Below are 19,477 nucleotides of genomic sequence, written 5' to 3'. Positions count from 1 at the left end.
AAACATACAATATCACACACCATAAATAATGATTGACTTTCAATTAATGGAAAGGTTAAAATGTGGTGTACCCATTTTCAGTGGGAAGATCAGTGGGAAGATTTTGAAACAGAAAGGAGCAACGGTAAATAAAACGGAACGACAAAGCGCCAGGACTATTTTCCGAACGGTGAGGAATAATAGTTGACGAGGTCGGAGGTTATCGATATTTCGGCGGATGCCTCCCGGTTGTACATCCCAATCGTTATGCTTTTTCTTAAAACAGTAAGGTAACTTATTGGACAAAGGAAAAAGGAACAGGATGACATACAACAATCACGAGAAAGGGGCAGTAAAACGCTCCTCTATAACAAAATATATTGGTCTGTTTGTCTGCCCCTTTTACGTATAAGGAGGCCCACTAATTATGTGTGGAATTGTAGGATATATTGGACAAAATGATACAAAAGACGTTTTATTAAATGGACTTGAGAAGCTAGAGTACCGCGGGTATGACTCAGCGGGAATTGCTGTGCTAAATGATGAAGGAATTAACCTTTTTAAAGTAAAAGGTCGTATTGCTGCGCTTCGTGAACGCGTAGATAACTCTGTTCATGCAACAATGGGAATTGGCCATACGCGCTGGGCGACACATGGAGTGCCAAGTGAAGATAATGCACATCCACATCGTAGCACGTCTGGAAGATTTACCCTTGTTCATAATGGTGTTATTGAAAACTACCAAGAAATTAAAAAGGAATACCTTCAGGATGTAAACTTTGTTAGTGAAACAGATACAGAAGTAATTGTACAGCTTGTAGAAAAGCTATTTGCTGAAACTGGTAGCACTATCGAAGCATTCCGTAAAGCAATGGAACTTTTAAAAGGATCTTATGCTATTGGCCTAATTGATAACGAAGATGAAGATACACTATATGTGTCTAAAAATAAAAGCCCACTACTTGTAGGTCTGGGTGATGGCTTTAATGTGGTTGCGAGTGATGCAATGGCGACATTGAAGGTTACAAATCAGTATGTGGAAATCCATGACAAAGAAGTCGTGCTTGTTAAACGTAACGGTGTCGAGCTACAAAAGCTTGATGGCGCAGTAGTGGAACGCAGCCCATACACAGCTCATATTGATGCAAGTGACATTGAAAAAGGGACGTACCCTCATTTCATGTTAAAAGAAATCGATGAGCAGCCTTTCGTAATGCGTCGGATCATTAAAGAATATCAGACAGAAGATAATAAACTGAAGCTTGAGGCAGATGTACGCCAGGCAATGAAAGCTTGTGACCGCATTTATATCATTGCTGCAGGTACGAGTTATCATGCAGGACTTGTTGGGAAAGAGTTCATTGAAAAACTTGCGAATATCCCAGTTGAGGTTCATATCGCTAGTGAGTTCTCTTATAACATGCCATTGCTATCTGAAAAGCCACTATTTGTCTTTATTTCTCAAAGTGGTGAAACAGCGGATAGTCGTGCCGTATTAGTAAGAATTAAAGAATTGGGACATCCAGCACTAACGATTACAAACGTGCCAGGATCCACCCTTTCTCGTGAAGCTGATTATACTTTAAATTTATATGCTGGTCCTGAAATTGCGGTAGCATCTACAAAAGCATATACTGCTCAAATTGCAGTATTAGCAATCCTTGCAGTAGATACAGCACAAGCAAAAGAACTTGAACTGGACTTCGATCCAATGCAGGAGCTTGCGATTGTTGCAAACGCAATGGAAGTCCTAACAGATCAAAAAGAAGCTATTGAAGAACTTGTTCGAGAAAACCTCGGTACAACGAGAAATGCATTCTTTATTGGTCGTAGCACGGACTACCATGTATGTCAGGAAGGTTCACTGAAACTAAAAGAAATCTCCTATATCCAAGCAGAAGGATTTGCTGGCGGAGAATTGAAGCATGGTACCATCGCTTTAATCGAAGAAGGCACACCTGTTATTGCAATCGCAACACAGGAAAATGTAAACTTGTCAATACGTGGAAACGTGCAGGAAGTAGCTGCTCGTGGAGCAAACACCATGGTATTCAGCATGAAGGGACTAGAGCAGGATACAGATGCATTCGTTATCCCGCATGTTCATGAATTGCTAACACCACTAGCAAGTGTTGTGCCAATGCAATTGTTGGCTTACTACGCAGCACTACACCGTGACTGTGACGTAGATAAACCACGTAACCTTGCTAAGAGTGTGACGGTAGAGTAGGTTATTAATATTATTAAAATAAGAACCGAGAGACGTACAAAGGTGCGCTTTCTCGGTTCTTTTTCATGGCTAAATATCTAGTCACCTTGTGGGGGTTAATTTGATTTATAAAAAAATCTACGACTAAGATGTCCTACTTCTATCCCCCTGAAAATTGGGATAAAGTTTTTCTACCCTACAATAGCACTAAAACGGAGGGGACGGGGTTGGGGTTACCTTTTTGTAGTAAAGTAATATTCTCACATAGAGGATTTATAGATATCATAAACAGTACTTCAGAAGGCAAGCATTTTAGAATACAGTTACCCCAAAATAAGTTTATTGAAATAAATAAAGATAGTTAAATTATTTAGGAGTGAGTGAAATGAAAAAGAAAAAAGTACTGGTAATAGAAGACATAAGCCAAATGTTTATATTGTATAAATATTGCTTAGACAATTATTTTGAAGTGGTTCATGGAAAAAGCTTTACTGATATTCAAAACCTATCAGATAAAGACGAGGTATTAGTAACTATATTAGATTATCACATGCCTGGTGAAAGTTTCGACAATATATTAGATTATATTGATGAAAACTATATTAACACAAAAAAAGTATTAATATCAGGCCATGCAGACAGTTTAGGACTGGAGCAGAAATATGGTGATCGACTAGATGAAGTTTTTTCTAAGCCATTAGACGATTATACGAAGCTAGCTGATTATTTAGTGGAATTAGTTGGCCTAGAAAAGGTAGCTGAAGATTCATCTTCAGTAAATAATGATGCGGAATTGGATAAGATACAAATTGATGACACTCGAAAAAAAGTGTTAACAGAGGAAGATATTAAAGCTGATTTGTTAAATAGAGAGTCTAACTTAGATAAGTCATAAAGATAAAATGGAGGGTATAGCACTATCAAGTAATGGAATGGTCACCCGATTGTACTTTAACAATCAGTAATCAAAAATAATAGCAGTTACCTTTGAATTAAGTATGCTTCTTTTGATATCTTTATTAACGAGTTAAACAGCAAAAACAAAAAGAAATTGCACCCTTTACGAGTAAACTAAGTGTTGAAGAGGGTGTTTTTTTATGTCTAAAAGAAGCCATCTATACCTTGTATTACGTAGTAGACTTATACTGCGCAAAAAAGGTCTACAATTTTAGTGAATTGTGAAACAATGTAATTAAACTAACGGGGCATGTTAGCGGAAGAAGAACAAGTAAAAGGATAAAATATTAGGAGAGATACAGTTGAGTAAGAAAGCATTTCATATATATAACCTAATTTTTTAGCACTCTTCATATATTTATTTTATGGTTAAAGATCTGAAATAATATCATCATTAAGGCGTTAGGCCTTGTTCAACTATCAGGTGCTTTAGTTTAACAAGTAATTGAGAATAAGTATAAGGAAAGTCTCAATTCACTGGGGCTTGTCAAATAAAGTGTGTAAGTACAGACTTACTCCATGTATTTTAGGGCCCTTTCTTTTAGATTTTCGTGGAGGAGGAGTTGGTTCATAACGAGGGGCCAGTTTTGGATATGGCCGCCTTCCCACTTTGTTTCGAGTTCTTTTATGCGCAAATATAACACTTTTAACAGAGCGTTCTCGTTGGGGAATGCTCCTTTTTTGGTTACTTTCCTGAAGCTTGAGTGTATACTCTCCACTGCATTTGTCGTGTACATAACTTTACGAATGGCACTACCGTAGTCAAAGAGTTGCTCGACATGACTAAAATTCCTTACCCATACATCCGTAGCTCCTGGATAGGCTGCCCACTGTTGTTGAAAGGATTCAAAGGCGCTAATACATGCCTTAAGTCTTGGTGCACTAAAGACCTTTCTTAGAGCTTTTGTGAAGTCTTTATAATCCTTGCTTGGAACGTATTTAATAGAATTACGGATTAAATGAACAATGCATCGTTGAACGACAACCTCAGGGAAGATAGCTCGTGAGCCTTCTTCTAGACCACTCACGCCATCCATGGAAATAAAGAAAATGTCTTCGACACCTCTTGCTTTGATTTCATCGAAGATCTGCATCCATTTGTGTTTGCTTTCTGTCTCATTTAGCCATAGACCGAGTACTTCTTTCCTACCTTCTATTGTGTATCCTAAGATGGTATAGACAGTATATTTCTTTGTTTCATATTGATTGCGAATGGTTGTATACATGCAGTCCACAAATACAAACGCATAACAGTTACTTAGTGGACGAGTCTGCCATTCTTCCAGTTCGGGGAGAACCTGATCAGTAATATCAGAAACCATTTCGTGCGATACAGAAAATCCATAAATATCTTCGATCGTTGACGAAATGTCTCGTTGAGACAATCCCCTGGCATACATAGAAATCACTTTATTTTCTATTGCGGATACGTCTTTTTTACGTTTAGGGATAAGCTTAGGTTCGAAGGACCCATCCCGATCACGTGGCACCTGAATATCTACTTCACCGGAACTTGTCTTAAGGGTTTTCTTCCCATAACCATTTCTTCGGTTCTCTGTGTTTTTTTCTTTCTTATCATTCGAGTCATAACCTAAATGGTTATTCATTTCACCCTTTAACCCAATGGCGATTTGTGATCAAAAGACCAAAAAATATTTCTAACCTCTTTTAGAGTAAAGGCAAAGAGGGAGTCATACCCAACACTTCAATCATCGTGTCGTGGAGGGTTCTGTCTGTATCCTTTTTCTATAATTTCATACATGGCTACTTTATAACTTATAACTTCTAAGTGTTTGAGATCCTCATTAATCTTATTCTGCACCACTAATTTGTGCCGCATCATCATTTCCTTTCGTTGTGATATAGTATCATCTCCAATTTCGTATAAATCAAGATACTCCTTAATTTTGGAAATGGGCATTCCGGTTAATCTTAAAGTACGGATAAAATCTAGTGTCTCAATATTTTTTTCGTCATATACCCTATGTCCCTTGGAATCACGAGAAATATTTTTCAGTATCCCTTCTTTTTCATAGTATCTAAGAGTATTCGCAGTTACATTTAGGTGATCTACGACATATTTCATTGAATATGGCATTTAATTTGCCTCCTTTCAAGTTATAGTTACTATAACATTAACCTTATTAAAAGGGAAAGATAAACTTCAATCATCTCTATTTAATAATACTATCTTATAAAAAAATTAAGTTTGACTTATTGTTAGAATAACAAAGTATACTAAAGTAGAACTATTGATAGAAGAAATTAAAAACTGACTCAGAAGTCATAAAGCATTGATACAAAGTGGCTTTATTTAAAGAAAGGAAGGTTAGATTCAAATATCAATAGTATCATGTATTAAGTTCCCAGTGGATGAAGGAGGATTTATTGTGTCAAATATTCAAAACAAGGTCATTATCATTACCGGCGCAAGCAGTGGAATGGGAAAAGCAGCTGCAACTTTGTTGGCAGAGAGAGGTGCTAAGGTAGTTGTTGGCGCGAGAAGAAAACAACAACTTGATGAATTGGTCACCACTATTACTTCCAATGGTGGTTCAGCAAGTTTTCAGGTAACGGATGTAACAAAACGTAGTGATGTTGAAAATTTGGTAAAACACGCTGTAAATACCTATGGAAAAGTTGATGTAATTATAAACAATGCCGGTGTTATGCCGATTTCCCCCCTTGACGACCTGCTCGTCGAGGATTGGGAAAAAATGATCGACGTCAACATTAAAGGCGTTTTGTATGGCATCGCAGCAGCACTGCCTGTATTCCGCAAGCAGGGTAGCGGGCATTTTATTAACATTGCTTCTACTGCAGGACATAAGACTGTACAAAACCAATCGGTCTATTCAGGTACGAAGTACGCTGTACGTGCCATCTCAGAGGGTTTGCGGCAAGAAGCGGGTGATAAGCTGCGGGTGACAATAATTTCACCAGGTATGACGCGGACGAGTGTCGTGGATTCTATGACAAATCCGGAGGTAAAAGCCCGGCTTAAGGACATTGCTATGCCTGCAGACGCAATCGCCCGATCGATTGCGTTTGCAATCGAACAACCGGCTGAGATTGACGTGAACGAGGTCATTGTCCGCCCCACTGCGCAGGGGTAAATATAAGTAAATCGAAAATCGACTGGTTGATCTTATAATACAATATCTGCGAATTGGTCAATTGAAATAGAAATTTACTTCGAATTTATGTCTTCAGCAATCGGGCGCGATTGTGGGAGATCAACGGCAAAAAATGATCAAACTTTTTTATAAAAACAAAATTTAATTTGCCATTCCAAGAATATATTATGATCAATCTTTTTTTCAAAATGCCTTCTCCATTTTGTTCAGCAAAATGTGATTTATAAGCTATTTTTGATCAAACTTTATTCCAAAGCTATAGGATCTAATAATGATCCAGTCCTTTTTCTTTTTACAAGAAGATTAAATCCTTTACATGCTACACTAAATTGTGCCGGCTCGAATGTATAAAAATTCTATTACGAAGTTGTCCTTCTTCCTACAATCAATTCCGATTAGTGTAGGATTTTTTTATTCGGGTATTGTAATTATGGACATCTTGGTGAAAGACGTTACCAGGAAATGATGGTAACGTGACCTGAGTTTCACGATGGAGCGGCAGTATTGGAGAACACAGCCTGTAGCTTTCCTGTTGGTAGACATGAAGGAAATAGCTATTTCCATTCTCAACTTACATTGCAAGATTTTAAAAGGAGATGAGATTTTGACTTTAAATAATAACGGTTTTACTCTAAATGATGGTGCAGTGCTTCCTTTTGTGGGATTAGGCACAATTGGTATTAACGGGGATCAAGGCACATTTGAAATTTTAAACGCCTTAAATATAGGATACCGCTTAATCGATACTTCAACAAACTATGACAATGAAGGGATTGTCGGTGAAGCTGTGCGTCGGTCCGCACTGCCCAGAGAAGAAATTTTAGTCAGTACGAAATTGCCCGGCGCTTATCATGAATATGACAAGGCATTTATCTTTATTCAGGAATCTCTACGCCGCACTGGATTAAAATATTTTGACAAGTATTTAATTCATTGGCCGAATCCTAAGGACGGCAAGTATGTAGAAGCTTGGAAGGCTTTAGTGGATGCTCAAAAACAAGGGCTAATTAGAACCATTGGCGTTTCAAACTTTGAACCAGAACATTTGGACGACATTATCGAAGCAACAGGTGTGACACCTGCTACAAACCAGGTGGAGCGTCATCCGTATTTTAATAATAATCGTATGGTGGAAGAAAATAAAAAACGGGGCATTCTTACTGAAGCCTGGAGCCCTTTTGGTCGAGGATATCTGAATGATGTGCTGGAAAATGCCACAATTAAAGGAATTGCGGATAAGTACGATAAAACCCCGGCACAGATCATTTTAAATTGGAATTATCAAGCCGGCGTATTCTCTATACCAAAATCAAGTAATCAAGTACATCAACAAGATAACCTCATTAGTACCAACTTTGAATTAGCACCTGAGGATATCGAAAAAATTGATTCATTGGATAAAGGAGAAGACGGCCGAGTAGAAGGGCAGGACCCAAACGAATACCACGAATATGTGTAGGCAGGGCACTTTAAAGTGAAACTTCACTAAGTGGTGGTTTTCGCTATTCCCCATTAAGTGTTAGTTGAACGAATAGGGTGTTAGCATCCGTATACTTCGAGATAAAAACCTTCTAGTATTCGTTTCATATAGCCAATGTTGTTTTTAATAAGATATTCGATTGGAAACTCTGAATTAGATGTTTTTGATCAATAGATAAAAGGAGGGTCTGTTTTAAGCAGATCCTCTTTTTATTTATTAAATTGTTCTGTTAACACGATTATGTGATAACGGCTAATTTAAATGGCTTTAATATTATATATATGAACAGTGTGTTTCATAAATTGCTCCGTAAATAATAATTATATTTTTATGTCGCACTTATTTAAGAACTAATTACTGCCATTAATTTTTCCAGTCGGCCATGGTATTTAGCACTGAACGCTAAGGAATTAACCACCCTTTTCCCAACATGTTTGCCAATACATATGTAAAGCACTGCGGACACCTTGTATTGGAATGTACCTACGCCTTACCATTTATCCAATAGTTAAATAAGAATGTGTTAGAATAGTTAGTAAGATTTAGTTAACAAACAATGAAACTCTTAAAAACATCCTAATAGAAAAGAGTTCAGTTAAAAATAGGAGGGTTTTAATGAAATCTATTACGAAAAAACGTACAAAAGCATTTTTAATTGATTTGGCAATCTCAAGCGCTGTAACAGCTGGTGTAGAGTATTTTCTAAGGAAAAAGGTGAAAAGCGAAGCGATTCACGCCCTAGTAACACCATCCATCGTAATGTGGACACTTGAATATGGACAGCTACGCCGAAATGGTCAAACATTTGGTTACAAAAAAATGGGGCTAGAACTCGAAAGCAAGGAGGGTTCAGAGTTGACATCTGGCCAAATTATAAAAAGGATGGGTTATCGGGATACTGTGAGCTTTTTTGATTACTTAAAAAACCCTAAGAAATTTGAAGGCCAGGATGGATCGGTACTTACTCACGATCGCTTTTCGAATACTGTAGTGAAAGAACTTTAAGAGATAAGTGTCAAGCCAAAATAAAGTTGCGAGCGTTCGATTATACTAGAAGTAATCGAACGTGCGTAAATCACAGATGAAGAGATGCTTGCAGAAAAGTCAACTGAAATTCAACCGATGGGTATTGACAGTGGCCTCTTATCTTGCTGCAGTGCTTGGTATTAGTGCTATTGGTGAAGCAAGCCTGTTTCGATCATTCGTAAGTATTGAAGAGGTGATTTGATGCACAAACTTTTGGCGATCTCGATTTTAGGAATGGGTTTAACTGGTGGCGTCTTAATAATCTCGGTCTCACAGTTATTTAATCCTCCAATAGGGAATGTGTTGAAGATGGTTACCACTGCTTCAGCAGTAGCTTTTATTATATTCGCTGTCTCAGCTTTAGTATTTCGTCGGCGATTAGATGAAAAAAGAGAGTAATATGTTTATTAATTTAATAAGGTCGTTATAAAGGAGTAGACAAACTTGTCTACTCCTTTATTGTTTGTTCTATGTATGGTCAGTGCCGATAAAACCCAGAATTTGGACAACAGTCTCTTAAACTGTATGAGATTATCACATATTGTACACAGGAAAATAGAAAAATTTATCGAACTTGAATTATAGCAACCTAAATCAAGTAAAGGAGGTAATTTGAATGCCGGTTTATGATGGAAAGCAGATCTATGCACTATGGGTAAAAGCCTGGAATGAGGATGTTTCTGTACTTGATTTAATAACATCTTCTGATTGTAGAGTTCATCAGGCAAGAACGGACGGGAAAACATCGGGTGAAATAAAAGGCTCAGAAGCATTGAAGGGGATCATAAGGGATGGTTGTTCATTTTTTGATGATGTGAAAATGACTGTTGAAGTAGGACCTATCATAGATAAATCATACGTTTCAGCACGTTGGAAGTTTACTGGATCTTATAAAGGAGGCATGCAGGGGGCCAAGGCAGAAATTGGGGAAAAAATGACTTTCAATGGAATGGATATTTTATTTGTAGAAGACGGATTGATCAAGGACTATTGGGTATCCTCTGATGGGGTGAGTCTTATGGAACAACTGGGGATGTTTTAAGTTAGCCAATAAAATATCGAGACCTTCCGTAATTGGACGCGGTTGTTGATGGAAGCATCTACAACGTATACTAATTCACTATAATTATATCTGCATTATACGTTATTGAATTTGAGATAAAAAGGTTATTGGGTAAATATCTTAGGGGGCCAAAATGAATGCTTTAACCAAATTCGAAAATCAACTAAAAAAGGACAAAGTTAATAGTGCCCTTGTACATAGGGATAATACTAGGATAGTCGAATATTATCGCAATAATAAAATGAAAGAAAAGCACATAAAATATATTCTGTCACAAAAAGCATTTTATCCATAATGGTCGGAATAGCAATAGATAAGGGGTATATCGAAAATATTAACACACCAATTGATCATTATTTTCCTGAACTTAATAATAGTAGAGAGAAGCAGAAGATCACAATAAAGCATCTACTTACAATGACTTCAGGAATACATTGGCCGGGTAATGGTGGCATGATACCAAGCAAAATTTGGGTCAACTTTGTACTTGATCAGCCTATTGATAACCCTCCTGGAAAAGAGATGGTTTACAGTTGTGGTTCTTCCCATTTGGTAAGTGCCATTTTACAAAAGGCTACCAGATTAAACACAGAAGTCTTTGCCAGAAAGCAGTTATTTACGCCACTTGGCATTACAGATTATAACTGGAACCATGATGCTCAAGGCATAGCCATTGGTGGGTTTGGATTAACGATGAGAACGGAGGATATGTTGAAAATTGGCGAACTATATTTAAACAAGGGGATATGGAAATCCAAACAAGTCGTACCCTACCATTGGATTGAGGAATCTACAAGTCCTAAGGCCAAAGGTGATGATACAATTACTTACGCTTATCACTGGTGGAGTGAAACATTCGATGGTCGAATTGGGAGAATATTCTTAGCGTCGGGATATGAAGGACAGTATATTATTGTCGCACCTGACCACCACTTGGTTGCAGTTTTTACCAGCAGTATAAAGGATGATGCAAAAAGACCTTTAATCTATTTCAAGGAGTTTCTACTAACTTATGTCATGAGTCAGTAAATGCTTTTCCGTCTCCCTCAAAAAGGTATATGCATTTTTAGTACTTATAAAGAATTGATGCTAATTCATGCTTATCTAACCCTTTATACAATGTGAAAGCTGTAAAAGGGTATTTTTTGTACAGTAGCTAATTAAAGGTAATAAATACTATTCAGTTGTTCCCCCAACCATCCCCCAGATTTATACAAAAAATAAAGGTCTTTTCGGTAAAGTATAGAATAAGTAAAACAGATAAACAAAAGTTACAAAAATTACGTACACTTCATTTTATACAAAGTATTTTTCAGAATGAGGCTATTTCTATTTGAGTTGAAGAAAATTGCTTGGACGAAGAAGTTTCTCGTAATACTTCTAATTCTTTTCTGTTCTGTTGCATTCTTATTCATTCGAAACAGTTTATTTATGGATTACGTCCAAGAACAAAAGATGAAAGAAATCGCCTTATTTATAGAAACGAGTGCTTCTAATGATTTTAACTACACAAATGAGATAGAACGACTCGGCAGTAATGAAGAGACGGAGAGGAAACAAGCCTTAAACCTAAAAGTGTGGGATCTTGCAAAGGAACTGGCTAATTCATTTACAGCAGAGGAATGGAAATCGAATTTAACAATCGAAAACAGTCTATTAATCGCAATTCGCAATTATAAGGTTACAGGCGAAGATTATCCTATTTCCGAAGATGATATCTCCTATAAACTAGCCAGGAACCATACTTTATTAGAGTTAGGGATTGCCCCGGAATATGAGAACTATAGCACAGCTTTTCCCAACTTCCTAAAGCAAGTGGTTGATGTATTCATTAATTATGGGTTTACTAATCGCGTTACTACTCATTGGAGAAATTGTGACAAGAGAATTTGAGAATAAGTCTATTCGTCTATTATTTACATTACCATTAAGCGGAGCAAAGTTATTTTGGAGTAAGTATTTTAGTGCGCTTGCTATTTCCTTTTTTACTTTTATCTTTTTTATAGCTGTCGGGATAATGGTCGGAAAGTTATTCGGGGCAGATGGGTCATTTGCTTATCCAGTACTGATTGAGAAAGAGGGACAATTCTTCTATATGCCTACAATTGACTACATACTTTATGTTATCATGCTTCTTTTTGTTACGGTTTTATATGTGTTTTGCAGTTTAGTATTTAAGCATTTACTTGCCACGTTAGCAGCTATCGTTGCAACGCTGGCAGGTGGCTATCAATTAGGAAATTTGATCAATTGGGCACCGTTCTCCTGGGTAAATCCCTTTCAATACATTTTCCCTCAAGAAGCAATTCTGTATCAGAACAATGAGCTGTTTTATCAAGGGATTCCCGTTACTTTGTTATTGACGTTGCTGTTACTAGTTATTTCCATATGGAGAATGAAGCGGAGTTTTGATTAAGGGTGGAATGGTGTGTCTGTTACTGTTAATACACTCATAACATATTGAAATCTAATTAAGTTGCTAAGGAGAGAAAGCATATGAAGTTTGTTCTTATTACTGGACCGCAAGCAGTAGGTAAAATGACAGTGGGGCAGGAGTTAGCAAAGATAACAGACCTAAAACTATTTCATAATCACATGACGATTGAATTGGTCAATCATTTTTTTGACTATGGCACGAAAGAGGGGAAAAGATTAGTAAACTTATTTCGGCAAGAGATATTTGAAGAAGTAGCAAACAGTAATCTGTACGGAATGATTTTCACTTACTTATGGGCGTTTAATGTACAAACTGATTGGGATTATGTAAAGGAAGTAACGCAGCTATTTGAATCCAAGGGGGCAACTGTATACTATGTAGAACTAGAAGCTGATCTGGACAAGAGAATTCAACGTAATAAAAGTTCTAATAGGCTTGAACACAAGCCCTCAAAAAGAAATGTTGAATGGTCTGAAAGTAGGTTGAAAGAATCAATTGAGAATTATCGATTGAACTCGTTAAAAGGCGAAATTGAATTCCCTAACTATATGAAGATTAACAATACCAATTTGAGTGCGGAGGAAGTTGCAGAATTAGTTAAGAGGGAGTTTAGTTTATAGAAGTTGACTGAGAAGCATATAAAAATCAAAAACCTTCGAGGCTAGAAGTTTTTGCATGGGGAGACTTGAAAAATGGAAATAAGAAAACCAAGTGAGGTTGAAATCGAAAAGATATTAGCACATTCACCCCAAGCGATATTTGAGGGAACTTTAGGAGAAGTAGAACCAACGATTGAAAAAGCAAAACAACTAGTAGAGCCTCTTTTAAAGAAGGGGAGTTATTATTTAATAGCAATTGAAAATAATGTAATAACGGGTTGGATTCTTATAGGGGGAAGCAAAGATCAGTTTTCAGATAAGGCATTCGGATTTATTTATGAATTGTTTGTTTTGGAGGAATACAGAGGTAAAGGCATTTCAAAGCAATTGATTAAAACAGGCGTTGAACAATTGAAACAAGAAGGATACTCCGAAATTCGTTTAAGCGTATTTGATGGAAATCCAGCAATTAAGATATATGAAAGTCTCGGCTTTAAAAACAGGACAATTACAATGAATATTTCTTTATAATAAACTTCTTTCACCGTTTGTTTGGGAGCAGCAATTTTAGTTTATCTTAAAGCTTGGTGTTATTTATTAAAAAAATTTTCGTGCTACTTATATTTAATAATGCTATTTTGTAGGGATAATTTATTTGTCTTATAACTTAGTATTCAATAAGAGGAAATTTGGTTAACCCATGGTGAAATTTCAGATGGTGTTATTCAAGCCGTTAGAGGAATTGACAAAGAAACAATTGTTGGGACATTAGAGCCTTGGCATAAACGGCCATAGTATTTTTAGAGTAGTGCAACATGGCAGCTTTCACCTTCGATGGTTGCAGCGCTGTCATTTAACTAAAAAAATAACCCACCCTTGAGTTAGCAGCTCTGGTGGATTACTTCTACCCTATGCTGACCCCATTGTAAGGGAGCCTTAGCTATTGCAAACCGTTTGGTGTACCAGCATCAAGCGGTTTTTCTAATTATATGTTATCTTACTTGTATTCTACCCTATTCTAAGTAAAAAGAAAACAAACACTCAATAGCAAGAGTTTTTTTCTCTTTGCTATCTATAGCCACAAACTCACAGAAATTAATCCAACCGTGCAAACTCCATATATAGACCAAGCTAAAATCTTATTACTCCTCGGAATACCCTTTATTCGGAATATCTTAATCAACTTGTAAGTCAAAAAAACAAAGAACAAAATAGATAACATTAAAAGTTCATTCAATTTTTTAGTCCCCTTTTATAGATCTAATTTTCAGTATATATCTTATAATAGCAGAAAATACAAATAACAGACTAATAAAGTGAAACTTCATTTGCTGGGGGTTCCTCCCCCCAGCAAATGTTAGTTGAACGAATCGGACCTTTACTGGCAGTTAACCCCCAACTTAAAAAGCTTGATTGCTCCCACATTCTTGAACTGCAGGATTTACTGCCAGTTTAGGCGGGATAAATGTAAAAACTAAAGTTGACTTTCTCATTCCGGTCGGCTATGATTTGTATAATTTAATAAATAATTCGATGACGAGAAAGAGTAGTTATGTTTATCTTATCTACAGAGAGTTGACGATTGCTGAAAGTCAACGGTGAGACCATAATGAAAATCCTCTCCGAGAAGCAAAGTTGAAAGGATTTAAACTTTGACGGCATTCTACCGATACCTAGGACGCGTATGATAGTACGTAGTGTAACGATTTGATAAAAACCACTACTATGGTTTTTTTATTTTGTTAAAAGTCGAATATATTTATATATGAACTCGATCCTACGTATGTGGGGTCGAGTTTTTAATTTAAATTGAGGTGATGATGGTGAAGGAAACCAATGTTGAAAGGGAAAAAAGGGTTCGGAAAAAATGGGAAGCAGACAAAACGTTTGAACGCTCTATAGCTAATCGTGAAGGAAGAGAGACCTATGTATTTTATGAAGGGCCGCCAACTGCAAATGGGCTGCCACATGCGGGCCATGCTCTTGGTAGAACGATCAAGGATTTTGTAGCAAGATACAAAACAATGTCTGGCTATCAGGTCTTACGAAAAGCTGGTTGGGATACCCATGGTCTTCCTGTGGAATTGGAAGTAGAAAAACAGTTAAATATTCGTGGAAAAGATGAGATCGAGGAATACGGTGTTGAGAATTTCATTCAAAAATGTAAAGAAAGCGTCTTTGCCTATGAGAGTGAGTGGAAACAATTCACGGAGGCACTTGGTTATTGGGTTGATATGGAAAACCCTTATGTAACGCTAAACAACGAGTACATTGAGTCTGTCTGGAACATCTTATCCACAATTCATGAGAAAGGTTATTTATATAAAGGGCATCGAGTTGTCCCATATTGTCCACATTGTGAGACTTCCCTTAGCTCTCATGAAGTGGCACAAGGGTATAAAGACGTTTCCGATTTATCTGTAACAGCTAAGTTTCGGTTGAAAGGCAGGACAAATGAATATCTTTTAGGCTGGACGACGACACCATGGACCTTACCAGGAAATGTTGCTGTTGCTGTCAATCCTACTATGAACTATGTTCGTGTGAAGCAAGACTCTGAAGTGTTTGTCCTTGCAGAATCTTTGGCTCCTACCGTGATGAAAGAGGAGTATGAGGTACTGGAAACCCTGAAAGGAAAAGACTTACTGGGCCTTTCGTATGAAGCACCTTTTGATTATGTGACGGTAACCAATGGACATAAAGTGATCGGGGCAGATTTTGTTACAGATACAAGTGGAACAGGTATCGTGCATATCGCACCAGCGCATGGTGAAGATGATTACAAGGCAATACAGGATAATCAGTTTGATTATATCAATGTTGTGGATACAAAAGGTCGCTACACGGGAGAGATAACACCACTTGCAGGGCGATTTGTAAAAGATTGCGATGTAGACATCATTAAAATGCTTTCAAAAGAGGATCTTTTATTCGAGAAGCAAAGATATGAACATAGTTATCCACACTGTTGGCGATGTGACAGTCCACTGCTTTATTACGCAATGGAAGGTTGGTTTATCCAGACAACAGCAGTGAAGGAAAGAATGCAAGCGAATAACCAAGAAGTTAGTTGGTTCCCTTCCCACATGAAAGATGGAAGGTTTGGGAACTTTTTAGATAACATGGTTGATTGGAATATAGGGCGAAACAGATATTGGGGAACCCCGTTAAACGTGTGGGTTTGTCAGGAATGCGGAGAAGAAAAGGCTCCACATTCAGCAAAAGAACTAAGAGAACTTGCTGTGGAAAAAGTGCCAGAAGATCTGGAATTGCATAAGCCTTATGTGGATAGCGTTCATTTAACCTGTTCATGTGGTGGGAGAATGGATCGAACAAGCGAGGTTATCGATGTCTGGTTTGATAGTGGGTCCATGCCGTTTGCTCAATACCATTACCCATTTGAAAATAAAGATTTGTTTCAAAAACAATTTCCTGCAGATGTCGTAATTGAGGGTGTTGACCAAACAAGAGGTTGGTTTTATAGCTTATTAGCAGTTTCTACACTGTTTACAGGACAGTCACCTTATAAGCGCGTCCTTTCCTTAGGGCATATTTTAGATGAAAATGGTCAAAAGATGTCGAAAAGTAAGGGAAATGCTTTGAATCCAACGGAGCTAATTGAAGAGTTTGGTGCTGATTCGCTAAGGTGGGCCTTGTTAGCGGACAGCTCACCATGGAACAATAAACGCTTTTCTAAAAAAACGGTGAGCCACGCTAAGTACAAGGTGATCGATACTCTTTTGAACGTTCACTCTTTTTACAGCCTGTATGCCGAGATCGATCAATTTAAACCAGCTAGTGACTTGGGAGGAACTCCGACAACGCTCGATAAATGGGTTGTTTCTCGTTTAAACACCGTTACAAGGGAAGTGGTTCAAAGTCTAGAGGATTATGACATCACCAAAGGCGCAAGAACCATCGCCACCTTTGTTGATGAACTTAGTAATTGGTATGTAAGGCGTTCAAGACAACGTTTTTGGAGTAATGGAATGACGGAGGATAAGCGAGCAGCATTTAGTACCTTATTTGAGGTTTTAAAGAAGCTTTCTCAGCTCATGGCTCCCTACACACCATTTGTTTCAGAAGACATATACACAAGTTTAATGAAAGAAAGTGTGCATATCTCGGATTATCCACAACCAGATGAAAAACTTGTGGATGAACAATTAGAAAAAGATATGGATGCCGTTTTGGAAATCATAGAGCTTACCAGATCGCTGCGAAATACAGTAGGCATAAAAACAAAACAACCACTATCCAGGTTGGTTGTCGTTCCAGCAGAAGAATCCAATTTATCCACTTTGCAGAAGTATGCTTCTATCATCGAGGATGAAATGAATATAAAGGACGTAACATTTAGAGAGGATGCTCGAGATTTAATACAGTTCGATTTTAAGTTAAATTTCTCAGTTGTTGGACCAAAGCTGGGTAAATCTCTAGGTGAAGTGAAAAGCAAAGTAGAAGCATTAGGGAACCTGGAAAAGGCGAAGTTCCTTGAAGAGAGCGAATTGCAGGTAGTACTAAATTCAGGTGACACTGTAAAACTCACTAAAGAGGACGTTCTGGTTGAGAGAAAGGGAAGAGATAGCTTTGTATTACTGGAAGGTAGTCATTTCCTAACCCTATTAGATACAAATGTAACGCGAGAATTAAAAGAAGAAGGATTAGTAAGAGAAATAATCCGAGCAGTCCAAACATATCGAAAAGAATTGAATTTACCAGTTGATTTACGGGTAGATTTATTCATCCAGACTGATACATGGCTGCAAAACATTCTGGTTGAGCATGATGAATTAATGCAACAGAATTTAATATTAAACAAAGTTTATTTTGAAGGTAAGCCAGATATGAGAAGTTTCCATGTAGAAGGCAATGAAATAAAGATGTTTATTAAATCATAGGGAATACCCTGTAGGATAAGACACCTTGCTAAATAGGAGCAAGGTGCCTTTTTACATAAGTTTTTAGAAGGTTGAATTAAATGAAAAATCCTTTAGATAAAAACGTCTTACTTATTGGGGGGGATAAATACAATGCAAAATTTAATACAAATTGTAAGTGTTTTAATTATTACCTTGGGCGTTGTAGGTTGTCAGAATACAGAATACTCAACAAAACCAAACCAAGAACAAAATAATATTCCTGATTACGTTCCATCAACTGAAGATGTTAAAGATAGGAATGGTGTTATTGAAAATATAAAGAGATTTGAAGAATTTCATCAGAATGTGGAAAATGGACGGAAAGATAGCGTTAGAGTAGTATGGTATACCACTGAAGGTGATCCAATGCTGCACGATCTAGAATATAACGAGGAAATAATAACTTCAACACGTGACACAAGAAGAGATACCTTTGGCGACGGGGAGATCAATACCACAACTTGTACCTCAATTAAAGTAATAGAATCCACAGAAAGTACGGAGTACATTTTAGAGGGTTGCGAGAGAATTGAAGACGATATTATTTTAGTTAATTTAAATTAACAGGGTTTTTGAACTGCTAGGCGTTGAATATAGTTTGTGTTTGTTTTTGTGGTTTTTAAACTTGAGACCGTTGTCGATTATTTTCCACATCCATATATTTATGGCAATGTAAGTAGTCCTTTGACCAGATCACCCCAGCCATTCGGACCTTCTTCGCTAACCCATAAATCTATAATGTTTTTCCTTTGTTTCAAAGATAGTATGGTCGCTAACATTATGAAAATTCATTAGGTAGTATAAAAGGCTTCGATGAAGCTAAAAACGTATTTGCAGATATACCCTCACCCCTCCTCCAGGCCGCTGTACTTTTAAATAGATAATTAATTTGAGCCTTCCATTATACATTACTCCCCGTGAGATGTTCCCACAAACAGCAATTTAAAATATAAAAAAGGTTTCATTAGGACTTAAGTCGAAAGTAGATATAAGATGTATCAATTAAGGAGGGTAAAATGAATTCTACTCAATTCTCGCCCGAAGTAATGCGTATCAAGCTGCAGGATAAAGCTATTCTTAAAAATATATATCAGTTATATCTCCATGACCTCTCACCATATAACCAGGAAGATTTGGATCATAACGGATTATATGACGTAGGGTTTCTCGATCTATTTTGGGAAAAGGAAGGCTTATTCCCTTTCTTTATAAACATAAAAGATAATGTTATTGGATTTATTTTAGTACAAACGGGTAGATTTGCCCCTTCTACTGGTGAAGACTATTATATTTCGGAATTTTTCATATTGAGGAAGTATCGAAGAAAAGGTATTGGTAAGGCGGCAATAAGTAAGTTGTTTAGTTTATTTCCTGGTACCTACCTCCTTGGACAAATGCCTACTAATATGCCAGCCATACAATTTTGGAAGAGCCTTTTTAAATCATTAGATATTGAATTTCAGGAGTTTATAAAAGAAGACATGGGGCCATTGTTGTATCAAAGGTTTGAGGTGTAAATTTAATAAAATTGGAAGCTTGATTGGGCAGCTTTAGAACAAGTTGTTTTAGGGGGAAAGAAAATGAAGAAGTTTTTACTTAGGAACGCAAATATATTATCTTTCATAATTATTTCTCTACTATTAATTATAAAGGTTATAGCTTTAATGG

The 19,477-nt window shown here is 37.0% G+C and carries 18 protein-coding genes, 1 pseudogene and 1 other annotated feature; of the genes and pseudogenes, 17 read left to right on the top strand and 2 right to left on the bottom strand.

Annotated features, from left to right (window positions below):
* Positions 1 to 406 precede the first annotated feature (406 nt).
* The 3 genes from glmS to AC6CHS_RS18630 all read left to right on the top strand — a co-directional run bounded on the left by glmS (position 407) and on the right by AC6CHS_RS18630 (position 3,083).
* Entirely contained in the window at positions 407 to 2,209 is a 1,803-nt protein-coding gene (gene glmS / locus AC6CHS_RS18640) for a glutamine--fructose-6-phosphate transaminase (isomerizing) (RefSeq protein WP_498238216.1), read from the top strand.
* 128 nt (positions 2,210 to 2,337) lie between these two features.
* Entirely contained in the window at positions 2,338 to 2,553 is a 216-nt protein-coding gene (locus AC6CHS_RS18635; RefSeq protein WP_498238215.1) for an ATP-binding protein, read from the top strand.
* Between the two features lie 20 nt (positions 2,554 to 2,573).
* Positions 2,574 to 3,083, top strand: coding sequence for a hypothetical protein (locus AC6CHS_RS18630; protein ID WP_498238214.1), 510 nt, complete (start codon positions 2,574 to 2,576; stop codon positions 3,081 to 3,083).
* Between the two features lie 574 nt (positions 3,084 to 3,657).
* On the opposite strand, the pseudogene AC6CHS_RS18625 reads toward AC6CHS_RS18630, so the two are convergent.
* Positions 3,658 to 4,764 (bottom strand): annotated as a pseudogene (locus AC6CHS_RS18625) (IS256 family transposase); the annotation flags it as partial.
* An 86-nt stretch (positions 4,765 to 4,850) separates the two neighbouring features.
* Complete coding sequence (locus tag AC6CHS_RS18620; RefSeq protein WP_498238213.1) at positions 4,851 to 5,243, bottom strand: MerR family transcriptional regulator; 393 nt, start codon at positions 5,241 to 5,243, stop codon at positions 4,851 to 4,853.
* Positions 5,244 to 5,535: 292 nt separating this feature from the next.
* On the opposite strand from AC6CHS_RS18620, the gene AC6CHS_RS18615 reads away from it, so the two are divergent.
* From AC6CHS_RS18615 to AC6CHS_RS18550, 14 genes are all read left to right on the top strand, one after another.
* Positions 5,536 to 6,261: an SDR family oxidoreductase gene (locus AC6CHS_RS18615; RefSeq protein ID WP_498238212.1), complete on the top strand. Its 726-nt coding sequence runs from the start codon at positions 5,536 to 5,538 to the stop codon at positions 6,259 to 6,261.
* Between the two features lie 625 nt (positions 6,262 to 6,886).
* Positions 6,887 to 7,741, top strand: a complete 855-nt coding sequence (locus tag AC6CHS_RS18610; protein WP_498238248.1) for an aldo/keto reductase — start codon at positions 6,887 to 6,889, stop codon at positions 7,739 to 7,741.
* A 636-nt stretch (positions 7,742 to 8,377) separates the two neighbouring features.
* Positions 8,378 to 8,767, top strand: a complete 390-nt coding sequence (locus AC6CHS_RS18605) for an RDD family protein (RefSeq protein ID WP_498238211.1) — start codon at positions 8,378 to 8,380, stop codon at positions 8,765 to 8,767.
* An 88-nt stretch (positions 8,768 to 8,855) separates the two neighbouring features.
* Positions 8,856 to 8,990, top strand: coding sequence for a hypothetical protein (locus AC6CHS_RS18600; RefSeq protein ID WP_498238210.1), 135 nt, complete (start codon positions 8,856 to 8,858; stop codon positions 8,988 to 8,990).
* Positions 8,990 to 9,187 (top strand): hypothetical protein, encoded by a 198-nt coding sequence (locus tag AC6CHS_RS18595; RefSeq protein WP_498238209.1) that lies wholly within the window; start codon positions 8,990 to 8,992, stop codon positions 9,185 to 9,187. Before AC6CHS_RS18600 ends, AC6CHS_RS18595 begins: the two co-directional genes overlap by 1 nt.
* Before the next feature lie 217 nt (positions 9,188 to 9,404).
* Positions 9,405 to 9,830, top strand: a complete 426-nt coding sequence (locus AC6CHS_RS18590; protein WP_498238208.1) for an ester cyclase — start codon at positions 9,405 to 9,407, stop codon at positions 9,828 to 9,830.
* Between the two features lie 315 nt (positions 9,831 to 10,145).
* Positions 10,146 to 10,880 carry a serine hydrolase domain-containing protein gene (locus tag AC6CHS_RS18585; RefSeq protein WP_498238207.1) on the top strand — a complete coding sequence of 245 codons (735 nt, stop codon included), beginning with the start codon at positions 10,146 to 10,148 and terminating at the stop codon, positions 10,878 to 10,880.
* Positions 10,881 to 11,189: 309 nt separating this feature from the next.
* A complete protein-coding gene (locus tag AC6CHS_RS18580) occupies positions 11,190 to 11,744 on the top strand; it encodes a hypothetical protein (protein WP_498238206.1) in 555 nt (184 codons plus the stop codon).
* On the top strand, positions 11,689 to 12,267 hold the full coding sequence (locus AC6CHS_RS18575) for an ABC-2 transporter permease family protein (protein WP_498238205.1): 579 nt from the start codon (positions 11,689 to 11,691) through the stop codon (positions 12,265 to 12,267). The genes AC6CHS_RS18580 and AC6CHS_RS18575 overlap by 56 nt, the downstream gene beginning before the upstream one ends.
* An 80-nt stretch (positions 12,268 to 12,347) precedes the next feature.
* Positions 12,348 to 12,908 carry an AAA family ATPase gene (locus AC6CHS_RS18570; RefSeq protein ID WP_498238204.1) on the top strand — a complete coding sequence of 187 codons (561 nt, stop codon included), beginning with the start codon at positions 12,348 to 12,350 and terminating at the stop codon, positions 12,906 to 12,908.
* Between the two features lie 72 nt (positions 12,909 to 12,980).
* Positions 12,981 to 13,418, top strand: a complete 438-nt coding sequence (locus AC6CHS_RS18565; protein WP_498238203.1) for a GNAT family N-acetyltransferase — start codon at positions 12,981 to 12,983, stop codon at positions 13,416 to 13,418.
* Positions 13,419 to 14,411: 993 nt separating this feature from the next.
* Positions 14,412 to 14,643 (top strand) — a binding site (T-box leader).
* Between the two features lie 61 nt (positions 14,644 to 14,704).
* Complete coding sequence (ileS, locus tag AC6CHS_RS18560) at positions 14,705 to 17,788, top strand: isoleucine--tRNA ligase (protein ID WP_498238202.1); 3,084 nt, start codon at positions 14,705 to 14,707, stop codon at positions 17,786 to 17,788.
* 132 nt (positions 17,789 to 17,920) lie between these two features.
* Positions 17,921 to 18,373 carry a DUF4362 domain-containing protein gene (locus AC6CHS_RS18555; RefSeq protein ID WP_498238201.1) on the top strand — a complete coding sequence of 151 codons (453 nt, stop codon included), beginning with the start codon at positions 17,921 to 17,923 and terminating at the stop codon, positions 18,371 to 18,373.
* 452 nt (positions 18,374 to 18,825) lie between these two features.
* On the top strand, positions 18,826 to 19,326 hold the full coding sequence (locus AC6CHS_RS18550) for a GNAT family N-acetyltransferase (RefSeq protein WP_498238200.1): 501 nt from the start codon (positions 18,826 to 18,828) through the stop codon (positions 19,324 to 19,326).
* The last annotated feature ends 151 nt before the right edge of the window (positions 19,327 to 19,477 follow it).

The organism is Oceanobacillus sp. GQ8, from assembly GCF_059758495.1.
The sequence above is the reverse complement of the archived record's forward strand: the minus strand, read 5'-3'. Positions and strand labels throughout refer to the sequence as shown.

Excerpts from the sequence above, each read along its gene's own strand:
- AC6CHS_RS18595 (WP_498238209.1), top strand. The coding sequence starts at position 8,990 with ATGCACAAACTTTTGGCGATCTCGATTTTAGGAATGGGTTTAACTGGT.
- AC6CHS_RS18590 (WP_498238208.1), top strand. The coding sequence starts at position 9,405 with ATGCCGGTTTATGATGGAAAGCAGATCTATGCACTATGGGTAAAAGCC.
- AC6CHS_RS18550 (WP_498238200.1), top strand. The coding sequence starts at position 18,826 with ATGAATTCTACTCAATTCTCGCCCGAAGTAATGCGTATCAAGCTGCAG.
- AC6CHS_RS18630 (WP_498238214.1), top strand. The coding sequence starts at position 2,574 with ATGAAAAAGAAAAAAGTACTGGTAATAGAAGACATAAGCCAAATGTTT.
- AC6CHS_RS18575 (WP_498238205.1), top strand. The coding sequence starts at position 11,689 with ATGGGTTTACTAATCGCGTTACTACTCATTGGAGAAATTGTGACAAGA.
- glmS (WP_498238216.1), top strand. The coding sequence starts at position 407 with ATGTGTGGAATTGTAGGATATATTGGACAAAATGATACAAAAGACGTT.
- AC6CHS_RS18620 (WP_498238213.1), bottom strand. The coding sequence starts at position 5,243 with ATGCCATATTCAATGAAATATGTCGTAGATCACCTAAATGTAACTGCG.
- AC6CHS_RS18565 (WP_498238203.1), top strand. The coding sequence starts at position 12,981 with ATGGAAATAAGAAAACCAAGTGAGGTTGAAATCGAAAAGATATTAGCA.
- AC6CHS_RS18585 (WP_498238207.1), top strand. The coding sequence starts at position 10,146 with ATGGTCGGAATAGCAATAGATAAGGGGTATATCGAAAATATTAACACA.
- AC6CHS_RS18605 (WP_498238211.1), top strand. The coding sequence starts at position 8,378 with ATGAAATCTATTACGAAAAAACGTACAAAAGCATTTTTAATTGATTTG.
- AC6CHS_RS18635 (WP_498238215.1), top strand. The coding sequence starts at position 2,338 with ATGTCCTACTTCTATCCCCCTGAAAATTGGGATAAAGTTTTTCTACCC.
- AC6CHS_RS18555 (WP_498238201.1), top strand. The coding sequence starts at position 17,921 with ATGCAAAATTTAATACAAATTGTAAGTGTTTTAATTATTACCTTGGGC.
- ileS (WP_498238202.1), top strand. The coding sequence starts at position 14,705 with ATGATGGTGAAGGAAACCAATGTTGAAAGGGAAAAAAGGGTTCGGAAA.
- AC6CHS_RS18570 (WP_498238204.1), top strand. The coding sequence starts at position 12,348 with ATGAAGTTTGTTCTTATTACTGGACCGCAAGCAGTAGGTAAAATGACA.